Source organism: Frankia sp. CgKIO3, from assembly GCF_977946435.1.
In genome coordinates this window covers 1-14,781 of record NZ_CDWTMO010000106.1, presented here as the reverse complement: position 1 = coordinate 14,781, position 14,781 = coordinate 1, and the positions used below count along the sequence as shown (strand labels likewise).

The window sequence follows — 14,781 nt, the reverse complement described above, 5'->3', positions numbered from 1 at the left end:
TGCGGAAGACAAGCCTAGAGCACCTTCGGTGCCGGGAAAGAACCTAGAAGAACACCGAGCGGCGCTGCATCAGCAGGCTGTACAGCGTGTGCTGGATGGTCTCCCGGATGCGGTCGGTGAGCTCGAACACCAGCATCGGGTCGTCCGCCGCCTCAGCGGTGTACGTCTTCGTCGGGACCGGCTCCCCGAACTCGATGATCCATTTGGATGGAAGCGGGATGAACCCCAGCAGGCCGAGCCACGGGAAGGTCGGTGTAATCGGCAGGTAGGGCAGCCCGAGCAGGCGAGCGAGCGACCTCGCGTTGCCGATCATAGGATAGATTTCTTCGGCTCCGACGATCGTGCACGGAATGATCGGCGCACCCGTCCGCAACGCGGCCGAGACGAACCCTCCGCGCCCGAACCGCTGCAACTTGTACCGCTCACTGAACGGCTTGCCGACGCCCTTGAAGCCCTCCGGCCAGACCCCGACAAGGTGCCCGGTATTCAGCAGGTGTTCCGCGTCAGCCTGACACGCCAGGGTGTTGCCGATCTTACGAGCCAGCGGGGCCAGGAACGGCACCGCGAACACCAGGTCGGCGGCGAGCATGCGCAGGTGGCGATGGGCCGGATGATGATCGAGGATGGCCACAGCCATCATCAGCGCGTCCATTGGCAGGGTGCCCGAGTGATTGGCCACCACCAGAGCGCCACCCGTGTCCGGGATGTTCTCCAGCCCCCGGGTCTCGACCCGGAAGTAGTCCCGGTAGATCGGCCGCAGCAGCGGAGCGACGACGTGTTCGGTGAGGTCCGGGTCAAACCCGTGCTCGTCGACGACGTAGTCGCCGGTGATGCGCCGCCGCAGGAAGGCCAGCGATCCCGCGAGGGCCGTCTCCAGATCACCGGGTTCGGCCACCGGCGGTGGCGCACCGTCCGTCCCGGCACCGCCGTCGGGCCCGGCACCGGCGGTGGGACCCGTCGTCGGGTCGGACGGCCCACCCGCCGCCGACCGGCTGTCGGTCAGCGTCGCCTCGGCACCGTTGAGCGAGGAGCGAGGGGATGCGGCGGCCGCGGCGGCTGGACCGAGGAAGACCGCGCTGGGGGAAACCCCGTCGAGAAAAGCCGGGTCGTGGGAAGCCGGGTCGGCCGCGGCGGATTTCCAAGGCATGATCTGCGCTTCACCCCGGGATTCGTCACCTTCCATCACGTGTTCCGCCTCCCCCTTGTCCGATCCCGCATCTGGCGGGCCGCAACCGCCCCCCATCACCGTGTTCCCACCAGCCGGCGTCGGGCCAGCGAGTCGAGCATCCTGTGCTCGGCCCGGGAGATCAGATCGTGGTCGATGGTGAACCGGAGCCCGCGCTGGCGGACGAAACTGTCGAAGGTCTCCACCGTCGAGTACCGGGGCCGGTAACCGAAGATCTCCTTCAGTCGGGTCGTGTCCACGGCCCGGCCGTGCGCGAGAAAGTCGAGCTGCTCAGCGGAGAAGTCGACGAGCCGCAGCCGCCGGGCGACCCCGCCCAACATCCCGATCATGGGGAACGGCACCGGCGTGAACGGCCGACCCGCTCGGCGGATCGCCTGCGAAAGCAGGAGCACACCGTCCCCGGCCACGTTGAACGTCCCCGGGTGGGCGCCGCGGGTCGCGCGCATCAGCACGGCCAGCGCGTCATCGGAGTGCAACAGCTGGATGCGGGGGTCGAAGCCAAGGACCGTGGGAACCAGCGGAAGGTCCAGATAGCGCGCGAGCGGGCTGTCGATCTGCGGACCGAGGATGTTGGTGAACCGCAGCACGGTTACCGCGATGTCGGGACGTCGCCGGCTGAATCCACGCACGTAACCCTCGACCTCGACGGCGTCCTTGGCATAGCCACCGGTGGGCAGGGCGCGCGGCTCGGTGTCCTCCGTAAACAGCGCAGGGTCGCGAGCGGACGACCCGTAGATCGACGTCGTGGACTTCACTACCAGCTTGGTGACACTGGGCGCCTTCTGACACGCGGCCAGCAGCTGCATCGTGCCGATGACGTTGATTTCCTTCATCGCGGTCCGTCCACCCGCACCGAGCGGCGTGGGGATCACGTTCAGGTGCAGCACCGCATCAATCTCCGTGGTAGAAATCACCTTTGCGATCAACGGATGCCGGATGTCCGCACGCACGAACTGGGTCCGCCCGAGGTCGCTGGTGGGAGCAGTGGTATCGACCCCGACAACGGCTTCGACCCCCGGGTCAGCCGCGAGCGCCATCGCCACCTGCGCCCCCAACGGCCGCGCTACACCGGTCACCAACACACGGCGTGGTCTCATGGCAGTCTCCCGCAACGCCCGCATGGTCCAGTCCGGCACCCGGACCGGATGGCCGGGCGGCCGGGCAGCCCGAACCAGGCCGACCGGAGCACGCCACCGTTCCCCGGGGCCGAAGGTCACGATGTCCGGCCGAGGAAGGTTCACGCAGTCCGATCGTGGGCTCATCGTACGCCCATCCCTCGACCGCTCACTGCGCAGCGTAAGGCCAGCCGCGCACATCGAATACGAAGAACGGGGAAAAAATAACCCGTCCAAGCCGGAGGAGGATCGACGCCGGCCAGGCCCGGTGCCGCTGCTGCCGGCCCAGCGGTGATGCCGGCATCACCGCTGGGCCGGCAGCGGAAGATCCCGGATGGAGCGTCCCGGTGACGGGCTCCTCGGCAGTTGTGCCACGACGACCGCGTCCTGGCGCCGCAGCCGCAGCAGGTCGGCCGCTCGCCCACAGTTTACCGCGATCATCACCCGACGCAACGCATCCTCGCACAGGGTGACTCCACCACGAGGCACATCGCCGTAGGTATACGTGAACGTGAGCCGCATGACGCGGTTGCCGGCGCGGACCTCGACCAGATCTCCCAACAGAATGCCAGCGGCCTCCAACTCGGCCCGGGTCATGTTGAGCGAGAGGTTGCCGAAGTGGTTGACGGACACGACCTCGCCGTGCACATGGTCGTCGTCGACGCTGCACGCCCGCGGCTGGAAACGCGTGAGCGTGCCGGGGTCGAGCCGGGGGCCGACGTCGGTGAGGGCGAGTCCGGCAGCGAGCCGGGCCGCGACCGGCGCATAGACGTCCCGTCCCCGGAACACCGCGGTGGGCAGCGGCAGCCACAGCTCCCGGTTGGAGATCTCGTGCACCGCGGCGACGCCACCGAGCGTCTCCCAGGCCAGCGACGCCACGCCGTTGTCCGGGCAGACGAAGGTCGAACCGTCCGTGCTCCGGATCGCCACGCCACGGGTGTAACCGTCGGCATCGAGCCGCTCCACGACGACGAGATGAACCCCTATCGGAAGATAACCGATCGCGCCGACCAGGGTGACGGCCGCATGCCCGACGTCCTGCGGCGCGATGGCGTGGCAGACGTCGAGGACGCACGCCGACGGGGCGTGCCGCGCGATAACCCCGTGACACACCCCTACAGAGGCATCGTCGACGCCGTAGTCGGACAGGAAATTGATCCACGATCCCGTCATGCCGTCTCCCTGGCTGCGGGCCGGCCACGCTGCCACCCGAGGGAAACAGCCTGCCACACGGTAACAGTTACAGCACGCAAAGCCACATGATACGAGACGACATGGCGGTACGAACTCGTGGCGTGCGAGGTGGACGCCGGACGCTGGGGACCGCGGATCGGCCGACTACCTCCGGGTGCGACCGGACTCCCGGGTACGCCCCACCCCCCGGTGGGCGACCCGCGTACTGGTGCGCTACCTACTTCTTGTCAGCGGCCTACTTCTTGTTGCGGCGCTGAACGCGCGTCCGCTTCAGCAACTTGCGGTGCTTCTTCTTGGCCATCCGCTTACGACGCTTCTTGATGACAGAACCCACGTACCCGACCGATCTATGTTGAGGAAGTTACCGGGCGAGCCTACCCGCCACGGCCGGCAACCATCGGAGCCCGGGCACTCCGGTACCCAGGTGCTCCGGTACCCCGGTACCCGGGTGCTCTCAACCACGGCCGAGTTCCCGCGACCGACTGCTCGCCGCCTCCAGGGCGTCCATGAGCGCCGCGCGCACACCGCGACGGTCCAGCTCCCGCAGCGCCGCGATCGTGGTCCCGGCCGGAGAGGTGACGGCCTCCCGCAACAGCGCCGGATGCTCGCCGCTCTCGCGCAGCATCCGCGCCGAGCCCAAAGCGGTTTGGGTCATGAGTTCCGCGGCCAGGGTCCGGGGCAGCCCGAGGAGCACACCCGCCTCGATCATCGCATCGACAAGGTAGAAGAAGTACGCCGGTCCGCTACCGGACAGGGCCGTCACCGCGTCGAGCTGGGACTCCGCCACCCGCGTCACCCTGCCGACCGGCGTCAGCAGGGCCTCTGCCGTGGCAAGGTGCTCCTCCTCGGCGTAGCGGCCCCCGCAGATCGCCGACATCGCCTCCCCGACGAGCAGCGGGGTGTTCGTCATCACCCGGACTACTGGGGGAAGCGAAGGTAGCCGCTCCTCGAGAAGATCAGTGGTGATGCCCGCCGCCAACGACACCACGAGCGTCCCGTTCGCCACAACCGACCCGATCTCGGCCAGCAGGGTCCCGACGTCCTGGGGCTTCACCGCGATGATCAGAACATCCGCCTTGGCGGCTGCCACCGCCGGCGCCTGCACCTCGACGCCGTGACTCGCCACGATCTCACCAGCTCGGTCGGCATCACGTTCGGCCACGACAATGTCCTGAGCGGCATGTCCGGACCGCAGCAACCCCGACAGCATCGCCCCGCCGAGCCGTCCCACCCCCATGACCGTAACGATCATGACCATCCTTCCCTTCCACCCGCTTCTACCCCGGCCTGGAGGTTATGGCGCCCTCGGGCGGCCAGCGGAACGCGGATCCCGGCCCACCGTCGTGCGCGGGCTATCAGCCGTAGCCCGACTGGCGATCGGCTCCGCGTCGCCCGTCGTACTCGAGCCGGCGTTCGTGGCCACCCCAGTGGCCGGGTTCGTGACCCGTCCAGAGCTCGTGTCGCGTCCAGGGCTCGTGACGTTCACCTTGCCGGCCGGCGACGGATCGAGGATCGTAGATTATTTTCGGCGGTGTATGGGCGGTCCGTGGCCGCCGGCCGCTGCGCCTCCTTGCCGCCGTTCTGCCGGCCTCGCACCGCCCACGACAGGTCGGCGGTCTCGGTGAGTCCGTACCCATACCCCGGCCAAGGACGGGCGTAGCCCTCATCGATCCATTCATCGGCATCGGCCGGGCCAGCCGCCGGTTGATCGGACCCGACCTCGTACGACGACCAGCCACCGTCGTCCGACCAGCCGCCCTGCAACCGGGTCCCGGGCGGATCGCCGGGCCGGTCGCGATCCAGCCGATCAGACTGACCGATCGCGGCTAGCGCGGGCCCACGGGGGGTGTCGGCCCACGGGGGTCGGGCACGCTGCGCGGGCTTCTCCACGAACCGGTTCGAGAAGTACGCGATGAACGTGCTGACCGCCGCCGCCACGACGACCGACGGCCACAGCCCGATCCGGGGCACCAGCTGCCCGTTCGCAGCCGAGATCACCGGATAGTGCCAGAGGTAGATACTGAAAGTGATCTTTCCGAGGAAAGCCATCCGCGGACCACCCAGCAGGCGAACCCAGCAGGCGTCGCGACGCAGGTCGGCGCCCAGAATGACCACGGCACCGAGCAGGGCGCTGGGCAGGTAGGCGGCATGGTCGAGCCAGTTGGCGTCATAACCGTCCTTGTCCGGCCCAAGGAAGGCGAAGAAGATCAATCCGATTCCCGCGACGAGGCCGAAATCGGCGATCCGACGGCCCGCCCGCCAACGCTCGACCGTCGCCGCCGTGACAGGGGTCATCGTGCCGATCTGCTGGGCGTGCCGGCGGCGGCGCGGCGCGGTCAGGCCCGGTTCCTCTGCGACGAGGGCGCACAGGCGGGTGTCACGCCAGACCGCCAGCAGACAGCCGATCAGCAGCGGGGTGACGTGCGTGTCCAGCGCGAGGTACACCCGCGAGTGCGGGGCGCCGCCGACGGCCACGGTCCAGGTCCAGACCGCCGCGAAGACGATCATGGCGAGAAGTATCTTCAGCAGGTGCGCCCGGAACCGGTCCGAGCGGCTGACAATCAGGAACAGCCCCGGCCACAGGAGATAGAACTGCTCCTCCAGGGACAAGGACCACACATGAGCCAACCATCGCCCACCGGCGGCAGGATGTAGGACCTTGTACCAGTTGTTGACATTGAAGAAGGCGGAGAGCGCACTCCCGATGTAGTCGTCCCGGAAGGGGATGTCGTTCCATTTGAATGCCACCGTCACCACGAGCCCGACGAGCAGGTACACCCACATCGCGGGCATCAGCCGGTAGGCCCGGCGCACCAAGAATCGACTCACCGAGATCGTCCCGGTCCGGCTGTGTTCGGTCAGCAGGAGCGCGGTGATAAGAAATCCACTCAGCACGAAGAAGACGTCGACGGCGACGTTGCTGGCATGGATCGCGCCCATGTAGCCGGCGAGGATGGTGTAGATACAGACGATCCGCAACCCGTCCAGCGCCGGGTTGTACGCGAACTTCGCCGCGGCGGCAGCCGCCGAGGGCTCGGCCGGCCCGGCCGGCATGGAGGGTCCGGCCGGCGGCTCCCAGCCGGCCGGGGTGCCGTCGCGCTTTATCCTTGTCGCCTCAGTCTGCTGCGGAGCAAGCCGCATGATGACCGTCGCCTCCTCCAGCGGGCGCCGGCAGTCCCGGCACCGACGCCCGACACTCAGAGTGACCGCACGGTGCCGCGGTGACCCGAGCGTGAGTCGCTCCCGAACCACGCCTCCGGTCGGACCAATGGCCCGGACGCGGGTACCCGTATCACTCCGCTACGCCAGCGAAGTCAGACACCACTGTGCGAATGACGCAAGACTAACGGATCGGAAAATTCAGGACGAGACGGGTACCAGTGGCCACAAAACAACGTCACACCAAAAAAAGCGACGCTGTGCGCACGGTTCATTACGAAGACACATCGGCCGAACCATGGCGTCACGGTGCGTCAGAGAAAAGGGGGGGATCGCCGGCTGGGAGAGCCGCGGCAGGGGCGCCCACGCCGTCTCTCCCGCGCGCTACTCGGGAACCTGGGCAATCACCAGGAGCGTACGAAACGGCTCGACGACGACACCGTCAGGAAAGGCGCGCAGCATCGTGCGACGCTCCGCGTCAAGGAAATCGCCGAGGCGATCGCCGATGGCCGCGACGTAGGACTTCGACCGCTGCCACGTGAGGTAGTCATCGATGTTAATCCGGCGCCGCCACCGGCCGGTCAGGGTGACGACCTCACTGAAGTGGCCGGTCCACCGCAGCTCGTCGGCGAACGGTCGCGCACGGTACCCGCGGTGATAGCCGGGGTTCATCCGCTCGAGCCGTTCCTGCTGGCGCTGCCACCACCGGTACTCCTCGGCGTCGACGTCGTTCCACCACACGGCGAGGGCTCCGCCGGACCGCAGCACGCGGGCGGCCTCGGCCGCGGCGGTCGGCACATGTACCCAGTGCCATGCCTGGGCATAGCAGACCAGGTCGGCAACCTGGTTCCGGAAGGGCAACGCCTCCCCGTCCCCGCGCACCGTGGGCAGTCCGGGGCTCCGCTCGCGCAACCGCGCCAGCATGTTCGGCCCGGGTTCCACCGGTACCACCCGCGCGCCCCGGCCGATCAGCAGGCGCGTGGCGATGCCGGTCCCGGCGCCGACGTCAAGCACGTCCGCGCCGCGCAGCGGCCGCCCGAGGAACCGCTCGACGTCACGGAAGATGTGGTCGGGATAACTCGGCCTGGCCGCGGCGTAGGCATCCGCCAACGGGTCGAACAGCGAGCCGGTGAGGGTACGACCAGAAGGGACGGACACTCCGCCATGGTGGCACTCGACCATAGCGGCGATCCACGGGAACGGTGTCAGCCCCGGACGCGGGTCAGCTGTCGGTGGGTCAGCTGTCGGTGGGTCAGCTGTCGGTGGGTCAGCTATCAGTGGATCAGCCGTAGGTGGAACGGAGTCCTGCGGCAGACGGTGCGGCGAAGTGCAGACGGGTGAACGCCAGCGCCTCGGCGAGTTCGGCCTCGCGCTGGGCGCGCGACTCGGCCCGCCTGGTATTGATCTCGACCACCACGGTGCCGGCGAAACCGCCGGCAGCCAGCAGTTCGAGCAGCTCGGCACAGGGCTGCGTGCCACGACCGGGGACGAGATGTTCGTCTTTGGCCGAGCCCAGACCATCGGCCATATGCACGTGGACCAGCCGCTCGCCGAGAAGCTCGGCCATCTCGAGCGGGTCCGAGCGGGACACACTCGTGTGCGACAGGTCGAGGGTGACATGCGCGTAGTCATCCTCGACCGGGGACCAGTCCGGGGCATAGGCGGAGACCTCCCGCCCCCGCGCCCGCAGCGGGAACATGTTCTCCACCGCGAAGCGGATGTCGGTCTCGCCGGCCATCCGCTCGATGCCCGTCACGAACTCGCGGGCATAGTCCCGCTGCCAGCGAAACGGCGGGTGGACGACGACCGTCGACGCGCCGAGCGTCTCAGCCGCGGTACGGGCCCGCACCAGCTTCGCCCATGGATCCGTACCCCAGACCCGCTGGGTGAGCAGCAGGCACGGCGCGTGAATGGCCAGAATCGGGATGCCGTGATAGTCCATCAGCCGCTTCAGCGCCTGCGGATCCTGGCTGACCGGATCGGTCCAGACCATAATCTCGACCCCGTCATACCCCAGCCGCGCCGCCATCTCGAAGGCCGAGGCGGTGGACTCGGGATAGGTCGAAGCCGTGGAGAGCGCCACGCGGGCACCCGGAGCGGTCGTGACCAGCTCGGGCGCTCCGCGCGGGACAACGGGCGAGGAGCCACCGCCACCACCACAGCCGCCGCCACCGCCGGGCCCCGGACCGCCCGCGGCCCTGCCGGACGAGATCGGGGCGGGAGCCATCGCGGTCGGCGCCACCGACCGCGCGTCGTCACGCCATGCCTGCAATCCGTCTCCCTGCCGCGCGAGCCGGGGGTTGGCCGTCATGACCGACCTCTCTCCCAGGCTAGGCCATCTCCGCGGGCCCGCCCGCACAGACATTCGCGGGATGACGGTTGGAACCCCCCTATCGCCCGTGAGAACGGCCACATCAGGCAATTACGCACCTCGAAAGCACTTTCTGCAACGCCCATGTCATCCTCCGCTGGGTAAAGGGAATTCATCGCTCCGGCGTCAGGATGAGGTGAGCCAGTCCAGCCGGCGCAGGATCACCCCTTCACGCAGGGCCCAGGGGCAGATCTCCACCTCGTGGATGGCAAACAGACCGAGAGCCTCGTCCGCGACAACCGCCCCCGCGACCAGCTGGGCCGCCCGGGAGGCGGAGACGCCCGGCAGCGCCGCGCGTTCCTCGACCGACATCCGGCACACCTTGGCCGTCACCTCCGCGAGGTCGTCCCGGCGCAGCACCCGGCGGGTATAGGGACCGCGGCTGTAGGGCTCCGCACCGGCGATCCGGGCCAGCGACCGGAAGGTCTTCGACGTCGCCACCGCCCTCGTGTGCTCCCCCAGGGGGTAGATCGTGCCCACGATCGGCGCGATCTGGGACCGGACATAACGGCGCAGCTCGCTGAGCTCGGACCGCTTGGGCGGGTCGCTCGGGACCAGCCAGTCCCGGGTCAGCCGGCTCGCGCCGAGCGGCAGGGATGTGACCGCCTCGGGATCCTCGTGCATGCCGGCGCCGATCTCCAGGGAACCACCGCCGATGTCCAACGCCAGCAACCGGCCGGCGCTCCAGCCGAACCACCGGCGGACGGCGAGGAAGGTCAACCTGGCCTCCTCCTCCCCGGGCAGGACGCCGATGGCGACCCCGGTGGCCTCGCCCACCCGGCGCAGGACCGCCTCTCCGTTGGTGGCGTCCCGCAACGCCGACGTGGCGAAGGCCGCCAGGTCGTAGACCCCGAGCGCGTCGGCCTGCTGGCGCATGTCCAGAATGCAGGAGGTCAGAGCGCGCTCTCCGGCGGCGTCCAGCGCCCCGTCCGCGTCGAGCAGTTCCACCAGCCGCAGCGGCACGCGCACACTGGCGGCCGGCTGTGGCTGGCCGCCCCGGCGCGCGTCCACGACAAGCAGGTGGACGGTGTTCGAGCCGATGTCGATCACACCAAGGCGTATCGGACCGGGATGTGGACCCGCCGGGAGCGGACTCACCGCGGCCGCCTGCCGTCCCGGAGCGACAGCGGCGTCGGGCTGCGCCACGATCTTCGGAAACCACGCACCCGGACACACGCCACCGAGCACCTCTTCACCGTTCCCTCCGGCCGCGACCGCCGGGGTCACGGCTCGAACTTGTATCCCAGTCCCCGAACGGTCACCAGGTGCCGCGGGTTGCCGGGTTCGTGCTCGATCTTTGTCCGCAGTCGTTTGACGTGGACATCCAGGGTCTTGGTGTCGCCGACGTAGTCCGACCCCCAGACCCGGTCGATCAGTTGGCCCCGGGTCAGCACCCGGCTCGCGTTGCGCAGGAACATCTCCAACAGCTCGAACTCCTTGAGCGGCAGGGTGACCGTGGTCCCGTCGACGGTGACGACATGGCGCTCAACGTCCATCCGGACCGGGCCTGCCTCCAACGTCGCGTCCCCCACCTCCTCGTTCTCCGACCGCCGCCGCAGCACCGCGCGGATCCGCGCCACCAGTTCCCGGGCGGAGAACGGCTTCGTGACGTAGTCGTCCGCTCCGAGTTCCAGCCCGAGCACCTTGTCGATCTCGCTATCCCGAGCGGTCAGCATGATGATCGGCACAGTGGAACGGGTTCGCAAGGTCCGGCACACTTCCGTGCCCGACAGGCCCGGCAGCATGAGGTCCAGCAGCACAAGATCAGCCCCCCGCCGATCGAACTCGGCCAGCGCGCTGGGGCCGTCGGCGACGACTCCCACCTCGAAGCCCTCCCGTTCCAACATGAACGACAACGCGTCGGAGAAGGACTCCTCGTCCTCGACCACGAGCAGCCGGGTCACCTGTTCGCTCCCCTTGTTACGTTGGACGGACCGGCCGACCCGGACCGCTTCCTGTTACTGTCGATGGGACGGATGGACCCGCCGCGTTCACTGGTCATGACCAGTACCGTTCACCGTTCACGAACCGCCACCGAGTTCATCATCGCCATGATGTTCACCATCGCCCCGACCGCGGGCGTCGGCACCGACCCCGACGACGTCGAAGCCATCCACCCCGTCATCCTCGCGGGTTTCGTCCGGGCCGTCCGTCATCGCATCGTCATCGTCGCCGGTGAACAGCGGCAGCCGGAGCGTGAAGGTGGAACCCGCGCCCTCGGCGCTCCACACGGAGACCACGCCGCCGTGATTGGTCGCGATGTGCTTGACGATGGCGAGCCCCAAGCCGGTCCCACCGGTCGCGCGGGATCGCGCCGGATCCGCCCGATAGAAACGTTCGAAGACCCGTTCCAGGTCCTTCTCCGCGATCCCGATGCCCTCGTCGGCGACGGAGATCTCCACGGTCCCACCGCTGCGCCGGACCCCGAGCACGACCCGGGTGCCACGCGGCGAGTAGCTGATCGCATTGTCGAGCAGGTTCGCGACGGCGGTCACGAGCTGGCCCTCGTCCCCGCACACCGGCAGGTCATCGTCGCCGATCACCACAACCGAGATCGCCTGGGCCTGCGCTGCCAGCCGGGTGCGGTCGACCGCCTCGGTGAGCACCGCGGACGCCCGCATCGGCCGCAGGTTGGGCAGCGGATCGGCGCCCTGCAGCCGGGAGAGATCGATGATCTCCTGAACCAGACGGGCGAGCCGGGCCGATTCGTGAGTCATCCGGGAGGCGAACCGGCGGACTGCCACCGGGTCCTCGCAGGCCGCGGCGACCGCTTCGGCAAGGACGTGCAACGCACCGACCGGTGTCTTGAGCTCGTGGCTGATGTTCGCCACGAAGTCCCGACGGACGGCCTCGACCCGACGCGACTCGGTGATGTCATCCACGATGACGGCGACATGACCGGACGAGTCCAGCAGCCGGGCCCGGGCACGCACCGCCAGCCCCTCCTGGTCCGGTCGGGGACGGGTGAGGGGGGGCTCGGGGACGGGCGGCAGCTCGAGCTGCCGCTCCTGGTCACTGCCCGCGAGCCGGGTGGCCCGGACGAGATCGGCCAGCTCCGCCACCGCGATCTCGTCGGCGGCGACCACACCCATGCGTCGCGCGACCGTGTTCACCAGGACCACCCGGTCCGCGGTGTCGAGGACGAGCAGACCGGTCGGCAGGCCGGCGATCACCCGACGCACGAGCTTCGCCGGCAACGTCATGCCGCCGGTGTCCCCGCCGGACGCCGAACCAGTCGTCAGGTCAGTCGTCGAGTCAGTCGTCGAACCGGCTGTTCCAGGCACTGCTGTCATCGTCCACCATCGTCCACTCACCCTGCACGGCCTGCCGACCTGCACGAGCTGCGGATGCGGTGTGTACCGGTTGTCATGGCATCCGCCGACCTGTCACCCACTCGCCGCATGCTAGGTGTCCGCATGCCACCTAGGTATTGCTCTGCAAGCCTCCACCGCCGATCGTCGCTAGCTGTTCATCAGACCCATCGCCAAAGTTCACCAGAGAGCGAGAGGTCCGCATCATCGTCAGAGCCGGAGCGACGCAAGTACCCAGGACCATCATGATCAAGTCAATCCCTCAGGATCTCTGACCCCTCGATCCGCCACCGAATGAGAAGGAGCCGTCCGTGCGGGACGCCTTCACCGACGAACTCGATAGCATCAACCAGTCCCTGATCGAGATGACCAACCTGGTCGCCTCGGCCATGGCCCGGGCCACCACCGCTCTCCTCGACGCCGATCTCCAACTCGCCGAAAACGTCATCAGCGGAGACGAGACGGTCGACCTGCTGCGCAACGAGATCGAGGAGCGGGCCTTCGACGTGATGGCCCGACAGGCCCCGGTCGCCACCGATCTGAGGATGATGGTGGCCACGCTGCGGATCGTCGCCGACCTGGAGCGGATGGGCGACCTCGCCCTGCACGTGGCGAAGGTCGCCCGTCGGCGCTATCCGGGCCGGGCGATCCCGCCGGAGCTTCGTGCGACCATTCTGGAGATGGGGCAGGTCGCGCAGCGCATCGTCGCGAAGGCCGGATCGGTGATCGCCAGCCGGGACACCGACCTCGCCAAGCAGTTGGAGGCCGACGACGATGCGATGGACGGGCTGCACCGCGCCCTGTTCCACATACTGATCGAGAAGCCCTGGCCGCACGGGATGGAGGCGGCGATCGACATCACTCTCTGCGGCCGCTACTACGAGCGGTACGCCGACCATGCGGTCTCGGTCGCCCGCCGGGTGCTCTACCTGGTCACCGGAGATTCCAGCCGCACGTGAGGGCACCCGGGGGATCCGCCCCCGGCCTCGCGCGCGTGGCCCCCACGCACGGCCCGACGGTTCCCCGCGTGCATCCCGCCGACGCTATGGCGGCTGCCCGAGATGGCCCGCGACGGTGGCACGGGCCGGTCAGGACTATAGGACTCGGTCGGGACTATATGGCTATAGTCCCGACTATTTTTAGTCTCGACTATCTTCTCGATTACTTTTCCGACTACTTCCTGGTGCCCTGCGCGGCGACGGCGGCCGCGGCGAGCGCCGCGGCGTCGGGGTCGAGGTACCCCGAGCTCACCACACCCAGCTGGTCGTCCAGCTCATAGCGCAGCGGGATGCCAGTGGGGATGTTGAGCCCGGCGATGTCGGTGTCGCTGATATGATCGAGATGCTTCACCAGGGCACGCAGCGAGTTGCCATGCGCCGCCACCAGGATGGTGCGGCCGGTCCGCAGGTCCGGCACGATCGCGTCGTACCAGTAGGGCAGCATCCGGGCGACGACGTCGGCGAGGCACTCGGTCCGCGGGATGATGTCGGGGGCGAGGTCATCGTAGCGCTCGTCCACCCCGCTGACCTGCTCCGGACCGATCTCCGGCGGCGGCGTGTCGTAGGAGCGACGCCAGAGCTGGAACTGCTCCGCGCCGAACTTCTCCAGCGTCTCCGCCTTGTTCAGGCCCTGCAGGCCGCCGTAGTGCCGCTCGTTGAGTCGCCAGGTGCGGCGAACCGGAACCCAGGTGCGCCCGGCGGCATCCAGCGCCAGCCAGGCGGTGCGGATCGCCCTGGTCAGCAGGGACGTGTGCACCACGTCCGGCAGGACGCCGGACTCCCGCAACAGCTCACCCCCGCGAGTGGCCTCCTTGGCACCCTTCTCGGAAAGATCAACATCCACCCAGCCGGTGAACAGGTTTTCGCGGTTCCAAATGCTCTCACCGTGGCGGAGCAGGACGAGCGTCGGCATACCCGAGATCCTGCCCGCTCGGCGGCCCGCTCGGCCAGCATTGCCGGTTGTTGCCTGTGACTCCCCGGCTCGGGGCCGGTCGTGCCGGAGACCGGTTGTCACGCGGCAGCACGACAGGAATCCGGCGGCACGACAGGGATTCATCCGGAACTGAACGACCCCCGGGCGCTCCGCCGCCGCGCGAAGCAGAGGCGGGCCGTCGGGACTTGCGACGGCGCCCGGAGGTCGGGTGTCTGCCTGGTTCTCGCCGGTGCCGGTGCCCATGGGCCACCCGGCTAGAGGTGAGGACCACGAGACCGGCTAGCGGACAGCCACCTCACGAGTCCTATGAGCACACAAAGCCTGGACCACCTCCCTTCTCGTGTACCCGTGACGCTACGCGGACCCAGGGGCGCATCGCAACGGCTTTTCCGCGCGCGTTGTTGGGACGCTCCTGACACCAGCCGGCCGGAACAGCCAGGCCACCCGCGCGGGCCGGGGGCCACAGCCGAACCGTGCGCGGGCCCGGCCGAGGCACGCCACGGCGACCTAGGT

General features: G+C 68.7%; 13 protein-coding genes. 1 reads left to right on the top strand and 12 read right to left on the bottom strand.

Features of this window, described 5'->3' with window-relative positions; translation table 11 throughout:
• Window positions 1-43: 43 nt before the first annotated feature.
• From AC08OJ_RS13055 to AC08OJ_RS13005, 11 genes are all read right to left on the bottom strand, one after another.
• Window positions 44-1,147: a lysophospholipid acyltransferase family protein gene (locus AC08OJ_RS13055; protein ID WP_476593473.1), complete on the bottom strand. Its 1,104-nt coding sequence runs from the start codon at window positions 1,145-1,147 to the stop codon at window positions 44-46.
• A 95-nt stretch (window positions 1,148-1,242) separates the two neighbouring features.
• Window positions 1,243-2,283, bottom strand: a complete 1,041-nt coding sequence (locus AC08OJ_RS13050) for an NAD-dependent epimerase/dehydratase family protein (RefSeq protein ID WP_476593475.1) — start codon at window positions 2,281-2,283, stop codon at window positions 1,243-1,245.
• A gap of 321 nt (window positions 2,284-2,604) precedes the next feature.
• The gene (locus AC08OJ_RS13045; protein WP_476593472.1) at window positions 2,605-3,474 is read right to left on the bottom strand and encodes an SAM hydrolase/SAM-dependent halogenase family protein; all 870 of its coding nucleotides are present in this window, start codon (window positions 3,472-3,474) and stop codon (window positions 2,605-2,607) included.
• 256 nt (window positions 3,475-3,730) lie between these two features.
• On the bottom strand, window positions 3,731-3,829 hold the full coding sequence (locus tag AC08OJ_RS13040) for a 30S ribosomal protein bS22 (protein WP_003948845.1): 99 nt from the start codon (window positions 3,827-3,829) through the stop codon (window positions 3,731-3,733).
• Between the two features lie 120 nt (window positions 3,830-3,949).
• Window positions 3,950-4,747 carry a pyrroline-5-carboxylate reductase gene (gene proC / locus AC08OJ_RS13035; protein ID WP_476593471.1) on the bottom strand — a complete coding sequence of 266 codons (798 nt, stop codon included), beginning with the start codon at window positions 4,745-4,747 and terminating at the stop codon, window positions 3,950-3,952.
• Window positions 4,748-4,977: 230 nt separating this feature from the next.
• The gene (locus tag AC08OJ_RS13030; RefSeq protein ID WP_476595852.1) at window positions 4,978-6,636 is read right to left on the bottom strand and encodes an acyltransferase family protein; all 1,659 of its coding nucleotides are present in this window, start codon (window positions 6,634-6,636) and stop codon (window positions 4,978-4,980) included.
• A 402-nt stretch (window positions 6,637-7,038) separates the two neighbouring features.
• Window positions 7,039-7,836, bottom strand: a complete 798-nt coding sequence (locus AC08OJ_RS13025) for a class I SAM-dependent methyltransferase (RefSeq protein ID WP_476595851.1) — start codon at window positions 7,834-7,836, stop codon at window positions 7,039-7,041.
• Between the two features lie 100 nt (window positions 7,837-7,936).
• Window positions 7,937-8,881 carry a sugar phosphate isomerase/epimerase family protein gene (locus AC08OJ_RS13020; RefSeq protein WP_476593474.1) on the bottom strand — a complete coding sequence of 315 codons (945 nt, stop codon included), beginning with the start codon at window positions 8,879-8,881 and terminating at the stop codon, window positions 7,937-7,939.
• Window positions 8,882-9,151: 270 nt separating this feature from the next.
• Window positions 9,152-10,252, bottom strand: coding sequence for a Ppx/GppA phosphatase family protein (locus AC08OJ_RS13015; RefSeq protein WP_476593468.1), 1,101 nt, complete (start codon window positions 10,250-10,252; stop codon window positions 9,152-9,154).
• The gene (locus tag AC08OJ_RS13010) at window positions 10,249-10,929 is read right to left on the bottom strand and encodes a response regulator (RefSeq protein ID WP_476593467.1); all 681 of its coding nucleotides are present in this window, start codon (window positions 10,927-10,929) and stop codon (window positions 10,249-10,251) included. Before AC08OJ_RS13010 ends, AC08OJ_RS13015 begins: the two co-directional genes overlap by 4 nt.
• A gap of 117 nt (window positions 10,930-11,046) precedes the next feature.
• Window positions 11,047-12,318 carry a sensor histidine kinase gene (locus AC08OJ_RS13005; RefSeq protein ID WP_476595850.1) on the bottom strand — a complete coding sequence of 424 codons (1,272 nt, stop codon included), beginning with the start codon at window positions 12,316-12,318 and terminating at the stop codon, window positions 11,047-11,049.
• Between the two features lie 329 nt (window positions 12,319-12,647).
• Between AC08OJ_RS13005 and phoU the strand changes: the two genes are divergently transcribed.
• On the top strand, window positions 12,648-13,295 hold the full coding sequence (phoU, locus tag AC08OJ_RS13000) for a phosphate signaling complex protein PhoU (RefSeq protein WP_462187953.1): 648 nt from the start codon (window positions 12,648-12,650) through the stop codon (window positions 13,293-13,295).
• A gap of 214 nt (window positions 13,296-13,509) precedes the next feature.
• On the opposite strand, the gene AC08OJ_RS12995 is transcribed toward phoU, so the two are convergent.
• Window positions 13,510-14,247 carry a phosphoglyceromutase gene (locus AC08OJ_RS12995; RefSeq protein WP_476594770.1) on the bottom strand — a complete coding sequence of 246 codons (738 nt, stop codon included), beginning with the start codon at window positions 14,245-14,247 and terminating at the stop codon, window positions 13,510-13,512.
• Window positions 14,248-14,781: the final 534 nt, after the last annotated feature.

Excerpts from the sequence above, each read along its gene's own strand:
- AC08OJ_RS13055 (WP_476593473.1), bottom strand. The coding sequence starts at position 1,147 with ATGCCTTGGAAATCCGCCGCGGCCGACCCGGCTTCCCACGACCCGGCT.
- AC08OJ_RS13050 (WP_476593475.1), bottom strand. The coding sequence starts at position 2,283 with ATGAGACCACGCCGTGTGTTGGTGACCGGTGTAGCGCGGCCGTTGGGG.
- AC08OJ_RS13045 (WP_476593472.1), bottom strand. The coding sequence starts at position 3,474 with ATGACGGGATCGTGGATCAATTTCCTGTCCGACTACGGCGTCGACGAT.
- proC (WP_476593471.1), bottom strand. The coding sequence starts at position 4,747 with ATGATCGTTACGGTCATGGGGGTGGGACGGCTCGGCGGGGCGATGCTG.
- AC08OJ_RS13030 (WP_476595852.1), bottom strand. The coding sequence starts at position 6,636 with ATGCGGCTTGCTCCGCAGCAGACTGAGGCGACAAGGATAAAGCGCGAC.
- AC08OJ_RS13025 (WP_476595851.1), bottom strand. The coding sequence starts at position 7,836 with ATGGTCGAGTGCCACCATGGCGGAGTGTCCGTCCCTTCTGGTCGTACC.
- AC08OJ_RS13020 (WP_476593474.1), bottom strand. The coding sequence starts at position 8,881 with ATGGCTCCCGCCCCGATCTCGTCCGGCAGGGCCGCGGGCGGTCCGGGG.
- AC08OJ_RS13005 (WP_476595850.1), bottom strand. The coding sequence starts at position 12,318 with ATGACAGCAGTGCCTGGAACAGCCGGTTCGACGACTGACTCGACGACT.
- AC08OJ_RS12995 (WP_476594770.1), bottom strand. The coding sequence starts at position 14,247 with ATGCCGACGCTCGTCCTGCTCCGCCACGGTGAGAGCATTTGGAACCGC.